Below are 19,007 nucleotides of genomic sequence, written 5' to 3' on the forward strand. Positions count from 1 at the left end.
TCAAGCTATTTGCACAAACGTGCAGTAAGGAAATGAGATGGCACGATCACGTCACTCGGATGCGCTCCGGGCTGCACAGATGTATTACCTGCAGGACCTGACCATGGATGCGATCGCCCGCGAGTTGCGGACGTCCCGATCCACCGTGTCCCGGCTGCTGTCCTCTGCCCGGGAAACCGGCCTGGTGCAGGTCCAGATTCGCAGCCCATTTGATACCGGTCCCGAGTTGGAGAGCCAGATCCGGAGCCAGTACGGGGTAGATGTCCACGTTGTCCCTGTACTGGACACCCTCAACGAAGCAGAGACCCTGGACCGCGTGGCCATGCAGGCCGCGCGAACCATTGGCCCCCTGGTGGATTCGAATGCCATCATCGGCGTGGCGTGGGGCGCGACGCTCAGCGCGGTCAGCCGTCACCTGACCCGGAAGGTGACCCACGACAGCATCGTGGTACAGCTCAACGGGGCGGGAAACATGCAAACTACCGGTATCACCTACGCCAGCGACATCATGCGGCGCTTCGGCAGTGCCTACGGCGCACGGGTGGAACAGTTCCCCGTTCCTGCCTTTTTTGACCACGCATCCACCAAGACGGCCATGTGGAATGAGCGCAGCGTGCAACGCATCCTGGATTTACAGGCCCGCATGAGCATCGCCATCTTTGGCGTGGGCTCCGTGGATTCGGACTACCCCAGCCACGTGTACGCCGGCGGTTACCTGGATGAACACGATCTCACCGTGCTGGCTGCCGACGATGTGGTGGGCGATGTAGCAACCGTCTTCTTCCGCAGCGATGGATCTTCGGACGGGATCACGCTGAATGAGCGATCCACCGGGCCCAGCCACGAACAACTCCGTCAGGTCAGGCGCCGGATCTGCGTCGTATCAGGTGCTTCAAAGATCAATGGGCTCCAGGGGGCACTGGCCGCCGGCCTGGCAACAGACCTCATTCTGGACGAAGCTTCTGCGCGACGCCTGGTCACTTTCAACGGCCATGCCTGAAGCATTCGTGCAGGGAATGGGTAGAGTCGTTGCTATGAGATCCCCAGCCCGGCTGACATTAAACAACGGCGTACAGATGGAACGCCTGGGATTTGGCCTCTATAAGGTTCCGCCCAAAGACGCAGATGCTCTGGTGGCCACCGCCCTGGGCGAGGGCTACAGGCGTTTCGATACCGCAGCGATGTACGGCAACGAGGTAGGCGTCGGCCGGGGCATAGGCGGCGCCATCGGAGATGCTGCGGCTGCCAACAACGGCACTGGAGGTTCCGGGGAGTCGGTCCACGCCCTTTCACGCGAGGATCTGTTCGTCACCACAAAGGTCTGGAACGACGACCAAGGCTACGACGCCACCCTCCGGGCGTTCGACACCTCCATCTCCAACCTGGGCCTCGATTACGTGGACCTCTACCTCATCCACTGGCCTTGCGCCGGGCGGGGCCTGTTTGCAGAGACCTACAAAGCCATGGAGACCCTGTACAGGGAAGGCAAAGTGCGGGCAATCGGTGTGTCCAATTTCCAGCCGGGACACCTGGAAGAACTCATGCAGAAGGCCGAGGTGGTTCCGGCCGTCAACCAGATCGAACTGCACCCGTGGCTGCAGCAGACCCGGCTCCGGACGTTGCACGAACAACTCGGCATCGCCACTGAGGCCTGGAGTCCCCTTGGCCGCGGACAGGTCCTGGCCGATCCGGCGATCGTGGCCTTGTCGGAGAAGTACAACCGGACCCCGGCGCAGGTTATTCTCCGCTGGCATCTTCAGCTGGGCAATCTGGTCATCCCCAAGGCAAGCTCTGCGGGACGCATCAAGGAAAACTTCGCCATTTTCGACTTCGATCTGGATGGCACCGACATGGATGGCATCGCAACTCTGGAACGCCACCACCGCACCGGCTCGCATCCGGACAACGTGAACTAGGAACACCATATGGATAACGTGGACACCGCGCACTCGCCCCAAGGTGCGCAGGCCCCCAGCGATTTCTTCAGCAGCTCCTTGGCGGGGCGCACACACGCCTCAGACGTGGAGGTAGACGGCAGCGCCGTGGCGTACTGGACATACGAACCGGTCAGTACAACCCCCAAGACCCGTACCATCCTGGTCATCCACGGCTTCCGCGGAGACCACCACGGCCTGCTGCGCGTTGCGGACCAGCTCCCGGAGATGCGCATCATCATGCCTGATCTGCCGGCGTTCGGAAGCTCTGAACCTTTCGTCGACGGCGAGCACAGCGTTGAACGCTACGGCCAGTTCATCAGCGGCTTCATGGCCGCCCTCGGTCTGGGGCCCAAAACTGTGCTGCTTGGCCACTCGTTTGGTTCGATCGTGGCAAGCCATTTTGCGGCCTCGCATCCAGGCGCCGTCTACCCCCTGATCCTGGTTAACCCCATTGCCGCACCGGCACTGGAAGGTCCCAAGGGAATCATGACCAAACTGGCAGTGCTCTACTATCAGGTCTCAGCCAAGCTCCCCAGCCGCCTGGGACTCGCCGTCCTCCGCAATCGGGCGATCGTCCGCGTCATGAGCATCACTATGGCCAAAACCAAGGACAAGAACCTGCGTCGCTTCATCCACGGTCAACACGACGCCTATTTCAGCGCGTTCTCGGACCGGAAAAGCCTGCTGGAATCCTTCAAAGCCTCGGTCTCGGGACATGTGGCCGAGGTTGCCGGTCAATTGACGCTTCCTGTGCTCCTCGTCGCCGGCGAAAAAGATGAGATTGCCACCCTTCCCAACCAGCACAAACTCATGGCGCTCCTTCCCGATGCGGCGCTGGAAGTCATCCCCGGCGTCGGGCACTTAATCCACTATGAGACGCCGGTCCCGGCAGCAGCAGCCATCCGCACTTTCCTGGAGGAACATCCCGCGTGAAAATTGTCATCGATGCCCGCTTTACCAGAACGGACCACCACGATGGCATCAGCCGCTACGGTTCTAGCCTCATAGCCGCGACATCAAAGATCGCCGATGTCACCATGCTGATCAGCGACAAGCGCCAACTCACCCTGCTGCCCGACGTCCCCTACGTAATGGTCAACAGCCCCTTGTCTCCGCTGGAGTTGTTCGTGGCCCGGAAAGTCAACCCGTTGGGTGCCGACGTCGTAGTGTGTCCCATGCAGACCATGGGCACCCTGGGTCGACGTTATGGGCTGGTCCTCACCCTGCACGACCTCATCTACTACGAACACCCAACTCCCCCGGGCTTCCTCCCAGCGCCCGTGCGCTTGTTGTGGCGGCTGTACCACAAGGCCTTCTGGCCGCAGCGGCTCCTGCTGAACCGGGCGGACGTGGTGGCCACCATCAGCCGCACCACTGAGGCTTTGATGGCCAAGTACAAGCTGACCAAGCGGCCGGTGCGGATTGTGGGCAACGCTCCCCAACCCGGCCAGACACCCCGCGACCCCGACGCCGGCGCCGACAAGACCCTGCTCTATATGGGTTCGTTCATGCCGTACAAGAACGTGGAAACCATGATCCGGGGGATGGCCGGCCTGCCGGACTACACTCTTCATCTTCTGAGCCGGATCACGCCCCAGCGCAGGGCAGAACTGCAGGCCATGGTTCCCGAGGGCGCGAAGGTACAGTTCCACAACGGTGTGACCGATGCCCAATACGACCAACTCCTGGTCCGGGCCACCGCCCTCATCAGCCTCTCCCGCGCAGAGGGGTACGGCCTGCCCTTGGTGGAAGCGATGGCCTTGGGGACGCCGGTGATCGCCAGCGACATCCCGATCTTCCGGGAAGTTGGCGGCGACGCCGTCAGTTACGTTGACCCCGAATCGCCCACGGAATTCGCTGATGCTGTGACTGCACTGGGAAGCGACGGTCTCTGGCAGCAGCGCTCACGCAAGTCCGTGGAGCGGGCATCGGAATTCAACTGGGACGCTTCAGCACAGCAACTTCTTGCCGCAGCCAGGGAAGTTGTGGCCCTCCGTCTGCGAAAGGCTTAGCCGCCTGCTAGAGGACGTCAACGCCGTCCAGGCGGAGTTGTACCGGACCGGACGTACGTTTGGCAGCGCTGGCTACCTTGACAGCCCGCAGGGCCCGCGTGGTTTCCGCGGCGTCCGTGTAGGGAATGAAGTAAAGCGTACGCACGTCTGCCTCCGCCTCTCCGGAGCTTCCCGGCCCGGAGTACAACTGCACTGGAGCGGGACCGGCCTTACGAAGTTTGGTGCCGGTTACCGCCCCGGCGCTAGCTTCGAAAGCGTCAGAAAAAAGCCCGACGTCGGCCCTGGAACCGGTGACGGATGCTACCCGGACCGCCGGGGGCAGTTGAAGTTCCTTCCGAAGGGCCAGTTCCCGTGACGCGTACCCCGGAGCGTCCCACCGCAGGAGGGCTCCTGTGGCAGTAGTGTCGTCCGCAGTGATGACCACCAGACCGCCTTGGCTGGCAGGCTTCACCAGGGCTGCAGCGTTGAACCAGCGCCGGACGGTGTCTTCCCCTGCCCGAAGATTTTCCCGCCGAAGCAGTGAATTCCCATCCAGCAGCAATGCAGCCGCATAACCGTGAGGTGCCACGGGCTCTGCCCCCACAGTAGCCACCACCAAAGCAGGACTGTCCGGAACAGTTGCCTTGATGTGCTCTCCGGAGGAAGTCACAACTGATGCGCCCGGGAAAGCCCGCCCCAGTTCCTCTGCGGTCCTCATGACGCCGGCCGCTCCCCTGCGCAACCTGGTCCCGCTGCAGTGCGTGCAGCGCCACTGGGGAGCCGGTGTTGAGCACCAGCGGCATGATGGCACAGCAGAACTGCTGGAGACTGCCAGAGGCCCCTGGCAGGCGTTGCAGCGGGCAAGCTCACGGCATGTCTCGCACACCAAGGATGGTGCATAACCTGCACGTGCAACCTGCACCAGGACGGGTCCACGTTCCAGCCCCTCCTTGGCGGCACGCCAGGCCGCACCTGGCAAACGCGCAATGCGCGCCAAGGGGTCGCGCTCCTGCTCGAAGCTGTCCGCGGTGTTGAGGACCCGGGGAACAGTGGAACGGACAGCTGTGCGTGGTGCATCAAGGGGCACCGCCCACTGCATTTCCACCAGGCGTTGAAGTTCGGTACTCCGGCTATGGGCAGCCATCAAGCAGGCTGACCCCTCCTGCTCGGCGCGTAGCAACAGGACTTCACGCGTATGCGCGTAGGGGGCCCGCTGCTCGATGTGGAGGTCATCACCGTCATCCCAGCACACCACCAGGCCGAGATCCCGCACTGGCGCATAGGCCGCTGAACGGGTGCCGATGGCCACCCCGGCACTTCCGCTCAGTAGTCGCAGGAAATTCCTGTAGCGAGGCGTTTGACCGTCATCCGCGGTGAGCCGGGCAACATCGGATGCCGGCAGTACCTGGGTGAGGGCAGCCTCCAATTGTTCAAGGTCCCGATAGTCCGGCACAACCACCACCGCTCCACGGCCGGAGGACCGGACCGTGGCAACGGCCGACGCGATGAGGGCCGGCCATCCTTCAGGACCGAATCCCTGGAGGGCCGTGAGCACAGCCTTGGGAGAACCGCCACTGGCAAGGTGCTGCAGAAAAGATGCGCCGTTGGAGTAGGCGGCCCAGGCATGGGCGTCCGTGAACGGCTTAAGGTCCACTGCGTCGGCGTCGAAATCCCCTGCCAACAGTTCCTTCTCCACTTTGGCAACCCGGGGCGGAACAGCCGTCCGGAGAACATCGCTGAGCGTCCCGGCGTACCGGGCAGCCACCGTTCCGGCCAACCTGGAGACAGCAGGGACCAGGACAGCCACCGGGGAGACGACCTTATGCAAGGGCGTCAGCGGGTGGGCTGCATCCGAGTCATCACGCCGCTCGACAATAAAGCCGTTCAGTTCCTGACCGTTGAATTTAACCTTCACGCGGACACCGGGAGCAGCCGCCTCCGCGAGCTCTGCGGGAACGCTGTAGTCAAAGGGCCTGTCCAGATGCGGCAGGGATGACTCCAGGATGACGCGGGCAACAGGGTTAACCGCGGCCAGTGGAGGACCGCTGACCTGTGCCCGCGCCGGAAAACCTTGCAGCAATGATGGTTGGAGCAGCGACGGCTGGGCCTCGTGTCCTGCCATGCTCTTCACCTCCAATTCATCGCGCGGCCACTACCGCGCACCATCAACGCAGAAAGCCCGCAGCGGGATCGACCCGCTGCGGGCATCTCTCTGGCTCCAGCCAACCACGAACCACCGACAAAACAACATCGGCCGTGCGGACCCGGCGGGAGGGAAGGAATCAGGCGTTGAAGTATTCCTTCAGGTCATCAACCCGGTCCAGGCGCTCCCACGTGAAGTCAGGTTCGTCGCGGCCAAAGTGACCGTGGGCCGCCGTCTTGGCGTAGATGGGCCTCTTGAGGTCCAAGGCGTCGATGATGGCGCGGGGACGGAGGTCGAAGAGTTCGTCGATCGCCTCGCTGATGCGGGCGGGGTCAACCGTTTCTGTGCCGAAGGTCTCAACGTAGGTTCCAACAGGACGTGCCTGACCAATGGCATACGCGATCTGGATCTCGGCGCGCTTGGCCAATCCAGCGGCCACCACATTCTTGGCAACCCAGCGCATGGCGTAAGCAGCCGAGCGGTCCACCTTGGACGGATCCTTGCCGGAAAACGCGCCGCCGCCGTGACGGGAGAACCCGCCATAGGTGTCGACGATGATCTTGCGTCCGGTGAGGCCGGCGTCGCCTACCGGGCCGCCGATGACGAAGGCACCGGCGGGGTTGAGGATGTTGGCCGTCCGCGAGAGGTCGAGGCTTGACGCCGCCAGAACGGGATCAATGACGTAACTGGCGAGGTCGGCCCGAAGCTGCTCCAGGCTTGCTTCCTCGGCGTGCTGGCTGGAAATGACCACCGTTTCCACCGAAACCGGCCGGTCGCCGTCGTACCCTACCGTAACCTGGGTCTTGCCGTCCGGGCGGAGGTATGCCAACTCGCCGTTCTTGCGGACCTCTGTGAGGCGTTCAGACAGGCGGTGGGCCAGCCAGATGGGAGTGGGCATGTATGACGCCGTCTCATCGCTGGCGTAGCCGAACATGATCCCTTGGTCACCTGCGCCCTGGAGGTCGTAGTCATCTTCCTGACGTCCCTCACGGGCCTCTAAGGAATTGAACACTCCCCCGGCAATGTCATTGGACTGCTGCCCGATGGAAACGGAAACCCCACATCGGGCGCCGTCGAAGCCATTGGCGGACGAGTCATAGCCGATGCCGAGGATGGTCTCGCGAACAATCTGCGGAATCTCTACATAGGCGTCGGTGGTGACCTCACCAGCCACGTGCACCAGCCCCGTGGTGGCCATGGTCTCAACGGCCACGCGGGATTCAGGGTCCGCGGCCAGCAGCGCATCAAGGATGGCGTCGCTGATTTGGTCACAGATCTTGTCCGGGTGCCCTTCGGTGACCGACTCGGAGGTGAAGAGCCGGAGCTTGGACGGGGTGCCATGGGGTTCATGGTGCAGCGGTAAAGTCACTCGACCACCTTACTGGGTTGCGGGACGGCGGCATCTGCCGTGTGTCCCTATGCTAAGAATTCGGGTGTGGGATCGGTTACAAGGCCGGGAAGACCCGTGCGAGCTCGGCGCCCACCCGGTCCACCACGGCAGCAGCAACGTCAGCCTTTGAGCCAGCGGCCGACTGCGGCTCGGCACCGTGGCCGGACAGAATGACCACAGAGTTCTCATCCTGGCCGAAGACGCGGCCAACGCCCACCTGGTTAACCACCAGCAGATCGCAGCCCTTGCGTTTGAGCTTGGCCGTGGCGTGCTCAAGGACATCGCCCTGCGCGTCGCCCGTTTCGGCGGCGAATCCAACAATCAGCTGCTGACCGCCTTCGGCGTTCCGTCGCTCAACCAACTCGTGAAGGATGTCCGGGTTCCGGACCAGCCGCACCACCGGCGCATCCTCGCCGTCCACCTTTTTGATCTTCGTGTCCGAAATCTCTGCCGGGCGGAAGTCCGCCACAGCAGCGGCCATGATGACGACGTCGGAATCCACCGCAGCTTTCAGCGCCGCTTCCCGCAGTTCCAAAGCTGATTCAACGCGGATGAGCTCGACGCCGGCAGGCGGCTCGACGTCCATATGCGCGGCCAGGAACCGGACCGTTGCTCCGGCGGCCAGTGCAGCCGCGGCCAGTGCTGTACCTTGCTTGCCCGAAGAACGGTTACCGAGGAAGCGCACAGGGTCCAGGGCTTCCCGGGTCCCACCGGCGGAAATCGTGACCTTCCGACCAGCCAAGGGGGTGTAGGCGGCGGGCGACGCCTTCGGCTCGCCGTCCACGGCAACCTCTGCCAGCGCCATGGCGGCGGCATAGATTGCTTCCGGCTCGGGCAGCCGGCCCGGACCGGAGTCAGAACCGGTGAGGCGACCGGAGGCTGGTTCAAGCACAGTCACGCCTCGGCTGCGCAGCGTCTCCACGTTGGCCTGGGTGGCGGCGTGCTGCCACATTTCAGTGTGCATCGCCGGAGCGAAGAGCACCGGCCCGTGGGCCATCAGGAGTGTGTTGGTGAGGAGGTCGCCCGCTTGCCCGGTTGCTGCTTTGGCCAGGAGATCGGCAGTGGCCGGGGCAACCACGATCAGGTCAGCCTCATGCCCCAAGCGGACATGATTGACCCTCTCAACGTCGTCAAAGACGCTGTTGCTCACCGGATTCCCCGAGAGTGCTTCCCAGGTGGCCACCCCAACGAAGCGGGTTGCCGCTTCTGTGGGGATGACCGTCACCTTGTGACCGGCTTCAGTAAAAAGCCGGAGGAGCGATGCAACCTTATAGGCTGCGATCCCTCCCCCGACTCCGAGGACTATGCGCACGTGACCTCCGTCAACAGGCAGTCTGCTTATTCTGCGGGCTCGATCGGCGTGGAGACCAGGAGGCCTTCGTTGATCTCGCGGAGGGCGATCGAGAGCGACTTCTCGTTCAGCTTGGTGTCGACCAACGGACCGACGTACTCAAACAGGCCCTCGTGCAGCTGTGCGTAGTAGGCGTTGATCTGACGGGCACGCTTGGCACCGAAGATGACCAGGCCGTACTTGGAATCGGCAGCCTCAAGCAGCGAATCGATCGGCGGGTTGATGATGCCTTCAAGGTTCGTGGACACGAATTCTCCAAATTCTAGCGGGCCAACAATTGCAAGCGCTTTAGCGCTCGTGCGGGGTAAGCCCCATGAGTGAAACAAGCTCGTCCGCTGCCCGGCGAACGTCGTCATTGATGACGGTGTGGTCAAACTCCGGTTCAGCAGCAAGTTCCAGTTTAGCGGTTTCCAGCCTGCGCTGCTGTTCCTCCGGCGTTTCGGTGCCACGCCCCACCAGGCGGCGGACCATTTCATCCCAGCTGGGCGGGGCCAGGAACACAAAGTTTGCGTCAGGGACAGCAGCCTTGACCTGGCGCGCGCCCTGGAGGTCGATCTCCAGAAGAACGGACTTGCCCTCGGCGATGGCGGCATTGACCGTACTGCGGAGCGTGCCATAGCGGTTGTGGCCGTGCACCACTGCCCACTCCAGGAGCTCGCCCTGGGCGATCAGCGAGTCAAACTCCTCCGCAGATTTGAAGAAGTAATGGACGCCATCCTCTTCACCAGGACGGGCCGCCCGGGTGGTGGCGGAGACTGAGAGCCAAACCTCTGGATAGTTGTCCCTGATGTACGTTGATACGGTTCCCTTGCCAACGGCAGTGGGGCCTGCAAGGACAGTCAGTCCAGGATTCTTGCTCACGGATTCCTTCGGGGAGATGCGTCAAATGCTTTGCTGGGTATCCATAAAATCTACCAGCGCCCGGGCCTGGTGAATTCCCAGCCCCCGGATCCTCCGGGATCCGGCAATGCCAATCTCTGCCATGATCCCGGCCGCCCTGACGGGTCCAATGCCCGGCAGGGCCTCCAACAGTTCCACCACCCGCATACGCGCGATCGCCTCGTCAGTGGTGCCCGAGGAGATCAACTCCGCAATGCTCACCTCACCGCGCTTAAGCCTTTCCTTGGCTGCGGCACGCACGGCCCGCGCCTTGGCGGCCTTTTCGAGGGCATCGGAACGTTCCTGCGGTGTCAGCTCTTTAAGGCCCACTGCCAAACCCCTGTCAGATCGAGATTGTGATCCAGATCACGCGGACTGATCCTGAACCTACCGGCAGGAGTCCGCTTGCGCAATGCGGGTTGGCAACTTACTCCCCGCGAAGCCCGTCCAGTGTCTCCTCGGTTGCGGCGCGCAGCGCGGAAACGTCAGGTCCGGCCACCAAAATCCCGCGGCTGGACGTGGCCAGCACGCTGGAGTACGCGTCTCCAAAGGTCGCGCGGAGATCAGCCGGCGTAGCACCCTGGGCGCCAAGGCCCGGAGCCAGGATGGCCCCGCGGACAGGCCCAAGATCAATCGCCAGCTCCTCAAGCGCAGAACCGATGGTTGCGCCCACTACCAGCCCAACCGAACCAAGGACGCCGTCGTAGCGCTGGTTCTCCGCGGCGGCTGCTGCGACAATCCGTCGGGCAACCGAATCGCTTCCGCCAACATGCTGGACTGACTTTCCTTCCGGATTGGACGTCAGTGCAAGGACGAACACTCCCCTGCCGTACTGGGCCGCGAGGTCCAGCGCAGGACGCAGCGACTCAAAGCCAAGGTATGGGCTCAACGTCACAGAGTCTGCGGCCAAGGAGGAACCATCACGCATCCAGGCGTCGGCGTAGGCAGCCATCGTGGAGCCAATGTCCCCACGCTTGGCATCGGCGATGCTGAGTACACCGGCATCCGTGGACGCAGCCAACGTTCGCTCCAGGACAGCCATTCCTGCTGATCCGTGTCGCTCGTACAGTGCCACCTGCGGCTTCACCGCTGCAGCCAGGGAAGCCACAGCCTCCACGACGGTCAACGAGAAGCGCTCCAGCCCGGCGGCGTCGTCGTTCAATCCCCACTGCGCCAACAACTGCGGGTGCGGGTCGATGCCGACGCACAGCGGGCCGCGGGTGGCCATGGCCGCAGCCAGCCGGGAGCCGAAAGACTCCCGGAGCGGCTGCTGCCCTTGTTGCGTTGCGGCGGACTCAGGCATGCGCAGCTTCCACGGCGGCAGCCAGGTTGGCTGCGTGCTCCTGCAGGCTTGTCACCGACCATTCGTAGGTGCGAAGCGCCTCAATGGCCTGAACGGCGGCGTTGAACTCGGCAACCGTGGTGATGCAGGGAATACCGATGGACGTTGCTGCAGCGCGGAGCTCGTACCCGTCGCTGCGGGCTTCACCACCGGAAGGGGTGTTGAAGACCATGTCGATCTCGCCCGCAATGACGAGGTCCGCAATGGTGCCCTCACCTTCGGCGCTGCTGCCCTCAGCCACCTTGCGCACCGGCGTCGCCTGGATGCCGTTGCGGCGCAGAACGTCTGCAGTACCGCCGGTGGAGACGATTTCGAATCCGAGGTCAGAGAGCCGCTTGACGCCCATGATCACGGAGCGCTTGTCGCGGTTCGCCACGGAGACGAAGATCTTGCCTTCGGTGGGCAGCGCATTGTTGGCAGCTGCCTGGCTTTTCGCGAAAGCGGTATCGAAGTGCTTGTCGATACCCATGACCTCACCGGTGGAACGCATTTCCGGACCGAGCAGGGAGTCTACGACCTTGCCCTCCGGTGTGCGGAACCGGCTGAACGGCAGGACGGCTTCCTTTACGGCAACCGGTGCATCCAAAGGCAGCGTGGAACCGTCACCGGTCTCCGGCAACATCTTGTAGGCGCTGCGGAGCTGGTTGATGGTGACACCGGTACCGATCAGCGCGGCAGCCTTCGCCATCTGCACGCCCGTTGCCTTGGAAACGAACGGAACAGTGCGGGATGCCCGCGGGTTGGCTTCCAGGACGTACAGGACGTCGGAAGCCAAGGCGAACTGGATGTTGATGAGACCGCGGACGCCCACACCTTCGGCGATGGCACGGGTTGCGGTGCGCACGCGCTCGATCACGTTGTTGCCGAGGGTGATGGGGGGAAGGACACACGCGGAGTCACCGGAGTGGATACCGGCCTCCTCAATGTGCTCCATGATGCCGCCAAGGTACATGTCGGTGCCGTCGAAGAGCGCGTCGACGTCGATTTCGACGGCGTCTTCAAGGAAGCGGTCGATCAGCACCGGGTGGTCCGGGGTGATTTCCGTGGCGTTGGCAATGTAGCGGGACAGGTTGGCTTCGTCGTAGACGATCTCCATGCCACGGCCGCCCAGGACGTAGGACGGACGCACCAGAACCGGGTAGCCGATCTCGTCAGCGATCTTCTTGGCGTCCTCGAAGGATACGGCGGTGCCGTTCTTCGGGGAGGTCAGGCCGGCTTCATCCAGCACGCGGGCAAACGCGCCACGGTGCTCAGCGAGGTCGATCGCTTCGGGGGACGTGCCCAGGATGGGAACGCCGGCGTCGGCGAGCTGCTGGGCCAACTTCAGCGGAGTCTGGCCTCCCAGCTGCACGAACACGCCCATAACGCCGCCAGTACGCTCTTCAGCGGCGATGACTTCGAGGACATCCTCAAGAGTCAGCGGCTCGAAGTACAGGCGCGTGGAAACGTCGTAGTCCGTGGAGACGGTTTCAGGGTTGCAGTTGACCATGACGGTCTCATAGCCGGCTTTGCGCAGTGCCATGGAGGCGTGCACGCAGGAGTAGTCGAACTCAATGCCCTGGCCAATGCGGTTGGGGCCCGAGCCGAGGATGATGACGGAGGGCTTGGAGTGCAGGCCTACCTCGTCTTCCTCGTCATAGGAGGAGTAGTGGTACGGCGTGTAGGCGGCGAACTCTGCGGCACAGGTGTCCACCGTCTTGTAGACCGGGCGAATACCCAGGGCCTGGCGGACGCCACGAACCACAGCCTCGTTGTTGTGCGTCAAGGCACCAATTTGCTCGTCGGAGAAGCCGTGGCGCTTGGCGTTGCGCAGCATTTCCTCAGTGAGTACGCCCGCCTTGCGGATCTCCTGCGCGGTTTCGTTGAGCAGCTGCAGCTGGTCCAGGAACCAGGGATCGATCTTGGTGGCTTCGAAGAGGTCCTCGACGCTGGCGCCACCCAGCATTGCACGCTGCACCTGGTGCAGGCGGTCCGTGGTGGGACGCTTGGCCTTCTCGATGAGCTCAGCAACCTCGTATTCGGGCACGGAGCTGAAGTCCAGCTGGGACCCCTTCTGCTCCAGGGAGCGCAGGGCCTTTTGCAGGGCTTCGGTGAAGTTGCGGCCCATGGCCATGGCCTCGCCCACCGATTTCATGGTGGTGGTCAGCGTGTTGTCTGCTGCCGGGAACTTCTCGAAGGCGAAGCGGGGAACCTTGACCACAACGTAGTCGAGTGTCGGCTCGAACGAGGCCGGCGTCTTCTGCGTGATGTCGTTGGGGATCTCGTCCAGCGTGTAGCCAAGTGAGAGCTTGGTGGCGATCTTGGCGATGGCGAAGCCGGTGGCCTTGGATGCCAGGGCGGAGGAACGGGAGACTCGCGGGTTCATTTCGATGACCACCACCCGACCAGTGGCGGGGTCGATGGCGAACTGGATGTTGCAACCACCGGTGTCCACGCCAACTTCACGGATCACGGCAATGGAGACGTCGCGCAATTTCTGGTACTCACGGTCGGTCAGAGTCAGGGCAGGAGCAACCGTGATGGAGTCGCCGGTGTGGACACCCACGGGATCGAAGTTCTCGATGGAACACACAACAACGACGTTGTCGTTCTTGTCGCGCATCATCTCGAGCTCGTATTCCTTCCAGCCGAGGATGCTCTCTTCGAGCAGGACCTCGGTGGTGGGGCTGTACTGGAGGCCTTGGCCGACGATGCGGCGAAGGTCGTCCTCGTTGTAGGCCAAGCCGGAGCCCAGTCCACCCATGGTGAAGGACGGGCGGACGACCATCGGGTAGCCGAGGTCTTCCGCAGCAGCAAAGGCCTCGTCCATGGTGTGGATGATGTGGCTGCGGGCAGATTCAGCACCGCAACGCTCAACGACGCCCTTGAACTTCTCGCGGTCCTCGCCAAGCTCAATGGCAGCGATGTTCGCACCAATGAGTTCCACGTTGTACTTCTCCAGCACGCCGTTCTTGTCCAGCGCGATGGCCGTGTTCAGCGCCGTCTGGCCTCCCAGAGTGGGCAGGATGGCGTCCGGACGCTCCTTGGCGATGATCTTTTCCACCACCTCGGGAGTGATGGGCTCAACGTAGGTGGCATCGGCGAACTCAGGGTCCGTCATGATGGTGGCCGGGTTGGAGTTTACGAGGATGACCCGCAGGCCTTCCTCCTTGAGGACACGCAGCGCCTGGGTACCGGAGTAGTCGAACTCGGCAGCCTGGCCGATGACGATGGGGCCGGAACCGATGACAAGGACGCTCTTGAGATCTGTACGCTTGGGCATTACTTCTTGTCCTCAGTCTTGGAGTCGGTGGTGGTGGCAGCGCCGGACTTCGTCTCAGCCATGAGATCGATGAAGCGGTCGAAGAGGTAGGCGGCATCGTGTGGACCTGCCGCGGCCTCAGGGTGGTACTGGACCGAGAACGCCGGGATGTCGAGGCACGCTAGCCCCTCAACGACGTCGTCATTCAACGAAACGTGGCTGACTTCCACGCGACCGTAACGCTCCTCCGGTGCCACGGTGGCACCGTTCATCGGAGCATCAACGGCGAAGCCGTGGTTCTGTGACGTGATTTCAACCTTGCCGGTGCGGCGGTCCATCACCGGCTGGTTGATGCCACGGTGGCCGTAACGGAGCTTGTACGTGCCGAAGCCAAGGGCGCGGCCCAGGATCTGGTTGCCGAAGCAGATGCCGAAGTAGGGCAGCTTCTCGTCCAGAACTGAACGCAACAACGACACTTGGTGGTCCGCCGTGGCGGGGTCGCCAGGTCCGTTGGACATGAAGAAGCCATCCGGGTTGACGGCGTTGACGTCCTCCAGCGTGGACGTGGCCGGCAGGACGTGGACCCGGACGCCGCGCTCTGCAAAGCGCACCGGTGTCATGGCCTTGATGCCCAGGTCAACAGCTGCGATGGAAAAGCGCGGTTCGCCCTCCCAGCCGTGGTCCTTGGGTTCCACGACGTAGGCCTCATCGATGGAGACTTCCTCAGCGAGGGCTGCACCTTCCATGGGGGCACTGGCCAGGACGGTGTCCAGCAGTTCCTTGTCGGTAGCCTGCGCGGCGTCACCCGAGAAGATGCCTGCACGCATGGTTTTGTGCTCGCGCAGGTGGCGGGTGATGGCGCGGGTGTCTACGCCCTGGATACCGACGATTCCCTGCTCCACCAGTTCGTCATCGAGGCTGCGTTCGGAGCGCCAGTTGGAGGGGCGTCGGGCAGCGTCGCGCACGATGTACCCGGCCACCCAGATGCGGCGGGATTCAGCGTCCTCGCTGTTGACGCCTGTGTTGCCGATGTGCGGAGCCGTCTGGACTACCAGTTGCCGGGCGTAGGAGGGGTCCGTGATGGTCTCCTGGTAGCCGGTCATGCCGGTGGCGAAGACGGCCTCACCCAGGGCGGTTCCCTGGGCTCCGTAGCTGCGGCCGCGGAACATGCGGCCGTCTTCGAGCACCAGCACTGCTGCTGAGGGGGTGGGTGTGGTGGCTGCTGTACTATCCGTCACTTTATTACTTTCCACTATCGGCATCTGCCTGAGGGGCTGCGGAGATCAATTCCTGGAGGGCTTCGAGGAGGAGGTGCTTGTCGGCTGCGTGCCTGGACCTGAATCCAGTGTCGAGCTCCCTGGCGCCAAGCTTCCAACTGATGACCAGGAGACCGTCTTTCTCGACGAACTTCCCAGCCATCCCGTTTGACTCACGGCTGTCGGCCAGGGCTGCGCTGGGGATGAACACCGGGGCGGCACCGGACCGGTCGAACAGCACGCCTTCAGCGTGGATGCTCAGTTCCGCATTTGTCCGGATACCAAGGCCCTGGACCGCGATCCGGTCCAGCCAGTCGCCGGCCGTGGTGGTGGCCACATACTGGCCATCTGCCACCACGGTGGCCGGGGTCAGCTGCTCCGGAACCGCGGGGAGGCGTCCGAGGTCGGCTTGTCGCCTCAGCCGGTTCCGCCATCCCAACCAGATCATCGCCAGGACGACGACGATCAACGGCACCGTGATGAGCACGGTCAGTGTTTGGTTGTCCATTAGTTGCTGCTGACTGCCGGGTACCTGTAAGGCGTGTTGAGCTGACCATTGAGGACCGTGGGGTGGCCCTTGAAGAAGGTCGCCACCACGGATCCGGGCAGCTCCTTGCCCTTGAACGGTGAATTGCGGCCCATGGTTGCCATTTTATGCGGGTCAACGGTCCAACGCGCAGCCGGGTCCACCAGGATGACGTTCGCAGGTTCGCCAACCTCCAACGGGCGGCCCTGGTCAGCAACGCGGCCGATGACAGCTGGCGTGAAGGATGTAACCCTCGCGAAGTCGGCCCACGTCATGAGGCCGGTCTCGATCATGGTCTCCTGGACCACGGAGAGGGCGGTTTCGAGTCCCGTCATACCCATGGCTGCCTGCGCCCATTCGCATTCCTTGTGCTCGCTGGGATGCGGGGCGTGGTCCGTGCCAACAACATCGATGGTGCCATCCGCAAGGCCCGCGCGCAGTGCTTGCACGTCGGCGTCCGTGCGCAGCGGCGGATTGACCTTGTACACGGGGTCGTAGCTGCGGACCAGTTCGTCGGTCAAGAGCAGGTGGTGTGGGGTTACCTCGGCAGTGACGTTGATACCTCGAGCCTTGGCCCAGCGCACAATCTCCACGGATCCGGCCGTGGACACATGGCAGACGTGCAGGCGGGAACCAACATGCTGTGCCAGCAGGACGTCGCGGGCAATGATGCTTTCCTCAGCAACAGCCGGCCATCCGGTCAGCCCGAGCACTGCAGAGACAGCGCCTTCGTTCATCTGTGCCCCGGCCGTCAGGCGGGGTTCCTGCGCGTGCTGGGCCACCACGCCGTCGAACGCTTTCACGTATTCCAGGGCGCGGCGCATGATGACGGGATCGTGAACGCAGATGCCGTCATCGGAGAACATCCGGACCTGGGCGCGGGAATCCGCCATGGCGCCCAGCTCTGCCAGTTGTTCCCCGGCCAAACCTACGGTGACTGCACCAACAGGGCGTACATCCACCCAGCCGGATGCGCGGCCCAGGCTGTGGACCTGCTCAACGACGCCTGCGGTGTCTGCCACCGGGTTGCTGTTGGCCATCGCGTGGACAGCGGTGAAGCCGCCCAACGCTGCAGCGCGGGTACCGGTCTCCACGGTCTCTGCGTCTTCGCGGCCGGGTTCGCGCAGGTGTGTGTGGACGTCAACCATTCCGGGAAGGGCAACCAGGCCCTGGGCGTCAATGACGGTGGCGCCCTCGCCGGAGAGGTCCTTACCACGTGCTTCGATGATTCCGTCGCGGATCAACAGGTCTTCAGCGTCGCCGCCGAGGATGGCTGCCCCACGAATCAGGTAGGTGTTCTCTGCCATCAGTTGGTCTCCTTGCTGGACTGGATTGCATTCGGGGCGGCTTCGCGGGAGTCCCCGGACAGCAGCAGATAGAGGGCGGCCATGCGGACCGAAACGCCGTTTCGCACTTGGGCAAGCACAGTGGAACGCGGCGAATCTGCGGCGGCCGACGAAATTTCCAGGCCCCTGTTCATGGGACCCGGGTGCATGATGATGGTGTCCTTCATGCCGAGCTCGTCCAACGCACGGAGCCGGGCGTCGTCGAATCCCCAGCGTCGCGAATACTCGCGGGTTGAGGGGAAGAATGAAGCGTTCATGCGCTCACCCTGGACACGCAGCATCATCATGGCATCGATGCCGGCCTCAAGAGTCTGGTCCAGGTTGTAGCTGACCTTGCAGGGCCAGTGCTCGACGCCGATAGGCAGCAATGTGGGTGGCGCCACCAAGGTGACCTCTGCCCCGAGGGTCTTCAGCAACCAGACGTTCGAGCGGGCAACGCGTGAGTGCAGGACGTCGCCCGCGATCGCTACCCGCATGCCCTTGAGGTCCGCCCCCGTGGAAGCAGTTCCCCTGAGCTGCGCCCAATGCCGGCGCATGGTGAAAGCGTCCAGAAGTGCCTGCGTGGGATGTTCGTGGGTACCGTCGCCGGCGTTGATGACTGCCGCATCGATCCAGTCCGTGGCGGCCAGGCGGTGCGGAGCACCCGAGGCCCAGTGGCGGATGACCACTGCATCCGCCCCCATGGCGGCCAGTGTTTGCGCCGTATCCTTGAGCGACTCACCCTTGGAAACCGAGGAGCCCTTGGCTGCGAAGTTAATCACGTCGGCTGAGAGGCGCTTGGCTGCGGCTTCGAAGGAGATCCGGGTGCGGGTGGAATCCTCAAAGAAGAGGTTCACCACGGTCCGACCCCGTAGTGCGGGCAGCTTCTTCACTTCACGCTCGCCTACCGCGGACATCTCTTCAGCGGTGTCCAGAACCCGAATGGCGTCAAAGGCGCTGAGGTTTTCTGTAGAAAGGAGGTGCTTCACTTGCCGGCCTCGATAACTACCTCGTTGACGGGCACACCATCCATGGAGTCAATTTCCTCGAGGTGGACACGGACCTTTTCAGAGGACGAGGTGGGCAGGTTCTTGCCCACATGGTCGGCACGGATCGGAAGCTCGCGGTGGCCCCTGTCCACCAGGACGGCCAAACGGACAATCCTGGGGCGGCCGAGGTCCACCAGCGCGTCCAAAGCGGCGCGGATAGTGCGTCCCGAGTAGAGGACGTCGTCAATCAGGACAACAACTTTATTGTCGATGCCTGACAACGGAAGCCGGGTGTGACGCGGCGGCCGGGTGGGCTGGTGGGAAAGATCGTCACGGAACATCGTGACATCCAGTTGGCCAACGATCGCCTGGGCGTTGACCGTGGGATCAGCTGCTGCGATTTTGTTGGCAAGCCGCACGGCCAAGGGATAGCCACGGCTGGGAATGCCCAGAAGAACCAGGTCCTGGGAGCCTTTGTTGGCTTCGAGGATCTCGTGGGCGATACGAGTGAGCGCACGATCAATGTCTGCCTGGTTGAGGACAACCCGCGACGGCATGTGCGCTGAAGTGACTTCAGTCATCGCTCGTCTCCCCTTTCCCCGCCTCACGGGACGGAATTAAAAAAGGAATATTTGCT

Annotated in this window: 17 protein-coding genes; 4 read left to right on the plus strand and 13 right to left on the minus strand. The window is 63.1% G+C overall.

What is annotated here, in order from left to right:
- The first annotated feature begins 37 nt into the window (after positions 1-37).
- From BMY91_RS10655 to BMY91_RS10670, 4 genes are read left to right on the plus strand one after another with little or no spacing between them, the layout of a single operon-like run.
- The gene (locus BMY91_RS10655) at positions 38-1,000 is read left to right on the plus strand and encodes a sugar-binding transcriptional regulator (RefSeq protein ID WP_090821633.1); all 963 of its coding nucleotides are present in this window, start codon (positions 38-40) and stop codon (positions 998-1,000) included.
- A 34-nt stretch (positions 1,001-1,034) separates the two neighbouring features.
- The gene (locus BMY91_RS10660; protein ID WP_090821635.1) at positions 1,035-1,916 is read left to right on the plus strand and encodes an aldo/keto reductase; all 882 of its coding nucleotides are present in this window, start codon (positions 1,035-1,037) and stop codon (positions 1,914-1,916) included.
- 9 nt (positions 1,917-1,925) lie between these two features.
- A complete protein-coding gene (locus tag BMY91_RS10665; RefSeq protein WP_090821637.1) occupies positions 1,926-2,870 on the plus strand; it encodes an alpha/beta fold hydrolase in 945 nt (314 codons plus the stop codon).
- Positions 2,867-3,949 carry a glycosyltransferase family 4 protein gene (locus tag BMY91_RS10670; RefSeq protein WP_090821639.1) on the plus strand — a complete coding sequence of 361 codons (1,083 nt, stop codon included), beginning with the start codon at positions 2,867-2,869 and terminating at the stop codon, positions 3,947-3,949. The genes BMY91_RS10665 and BMY91_RS10670 overlap by 4 nt, the downstream gene beginning before the upstream one ends.
- A gap of 7 nt (positions 3,950-3,956) precedes the next feature.
- Here the strand turns inward: BMY91_RS10670 and BMY91_RS10675 are convergent, their stop codons facing one another.
- The 13 genes from BMY91_RS10675 to pyrR form a co-directional block, all read right to left on the minus strand.
- Positions 3,957-6,050, minus strand: coding sequence for a primosomal protein N' (locus BMY91_RS10675; protein WP_090821782.1), 2,094 nt, complete (start codon positions 6,048-6,050; stop codon positions 3,957-3,959).
- Between the two features lie 160 nt (positions 6,051-6,210).
- Positions 6,211-7,440: a methionine adenosyltransferase gene (gene metK, locus BMY91_RS10680; protein ID WP_090821641.1), complete on the minus strand. Its 1,230-nt coding sequence runs from the start codon at positions 7,438-7,440 to the stop codon at positions 6,211-6,213.
- Positions 7,441-7,516: 76 nt separating this feature from the next.
- Entirely contained in the window at positions 7,517-8,773 is a 1,257-nt protein-coding gene (gene coaBC, locus BMY91_RS10685) for a bifunctional phosphopantothenoylcysteine decarboxylase/phosphopantothenate--cysteine ligase CoaBC (protein WP_090821643.1), read from the minus strand.
- A gap of 26 nt (positions 8,774-8,799) precedes the next feature.
- Positions 8,800-9,060 (minus strand): DNA-directed RNA polymerase subunit omega, encoded by a 261-nt coding sequence (gene rpoZ / locus BMY91_RS10690; RefSeq protein ID WP_017197559.1) that lies wholly within the window; start codon positions 9,058-9,060, stop codon positions 8,800-8,802.
- Positions 9,061-9,100: 40 nt separating this feature from the next.
- A complete protein-coding gene (gene gmk, locus BMY91_RS10695; protein WP_090821645.1) occupies positions 9,101-9,673 on the minus strand; it encodes a guanylate kinase in 573 nt (190 codons plus the stop codon).
- A gap of 21 nt (positions 9,674-9,694) precedes the next feature.
- Positions 9,695-10,021, minus strand: coding sequence for an integration host factor, actinobacterial type (gene mihF, locus BMY91_RS10700; protein ID WP_090821647.1), 327 nt, complete (start codon positions 10,019-10,021; stop codon positions 9,695-9,697).
- A gap of 97 nt (positions 10,022-10,118) precedes the next feature.
- Positions 10,119-10,994: an orotidine-5'-phosphate decarboxylase gene (pyrF, locus tag BMY91_RS10705; RefSeq protein WP_090821649.1), complete on the minus strand. Its 876-nt coding sequence runs from the start codon at positions 10,992-10,994 to the stop codon at positions 10,119-10,121.
- On the minus strand, positions 10,987-14,295 hold the full coding sequence (carB, locus tag BMY91_RS10710) for a carbamoyl-phosphate synthase large subunit (RefSeq protein WP_090821651.1): 3,309 nt from the start codon (positions 14,293-14,295) through the stop codon (positions 10,987-10,989). Before carB ends, pyrF begins: the two co-directional genes overlap by 8 nt.
- The gene (carA, locus tag BMY91_RS10715; protein ID WP_090821653.1) at positions 14,295-15,536 is read right to left on the minus strand and encodes a glutamine-hydrolyzing carbamoyl-phosphate synthase small subunit; all 1,242 of its coding nucleotides are present in this window, start codon (positions 15,534-15,536) and stop codon (positions 14,295-14,297) included. Before carA ends, carB begins: the two co-directional genes overlap by 1 nt.
- Entirely contained in the window at positions 15,517-16,038 is a 522-nt protein-coding gene (locus BMY91_RS10720) for a PH-like domain-containing protein (protein ID WP_090821655.1), read from the minus strand. The genes carA and BMY91_RS10720 overlap by 20 nt, the downstream gene beginning before the upstream one ends.
- Entirely contained in the window at positions 16,038-17,363 is a 1,326-nt protein-coding gene (locus BMY91_RS10725; protein ID WP_090821657.1) for a dihydroorotase, read from the minus strand. The genes BMY91_RS10720 and BMY91_RS10725 overlap by 1 nt, the downstream gene beginning before the upstream one ends.
- Positions 17,363-18,370 (minus strand): aspartate carbamoyltransferase catalytic subunit, encoded by a 1,008-nt coding sequence (locus tag BMY91_RS10730; RefSeq protein ID WP_090821659.1) that lies wholly within the window; start codon positions 18,368-18,370, stop codon positions 17,363-17,365. The genes BMY91_RS10725 and BMY91_RS10730 overlap by 1 nt, the downstream gene beginning before the upstream one ends.
- Positions 18,367-18,951 (minus strand): bifunctional pyr operon transcriptional regulator/uracil phosphoribosyltransferase PyrR, encoded by a 585-nt coding sequence (gene pyrR, locus BMY91_RS10735; RefSeq protein ID WP_090821661.1) that lies wholly within the window; start codon positions 18,949-18,951, stop codon positions 18,367-18,369. The genes BMY91_RS10730 and pyrR overlap by 4 nt, the downstream gene beginning before the upstream one ends.
- Positions 18,952-19,007 lie beyond the last annotated feature (56 nt).

The sequence above is a fragment of the Arthrobacter sp. yr096 genome (assembly GCF_900108925.1).
Lineage (GTDB): Bacteria > Actinomycetota > Actinomycetes > Actinomycetales > Micrococcaceae > Arthrobacter.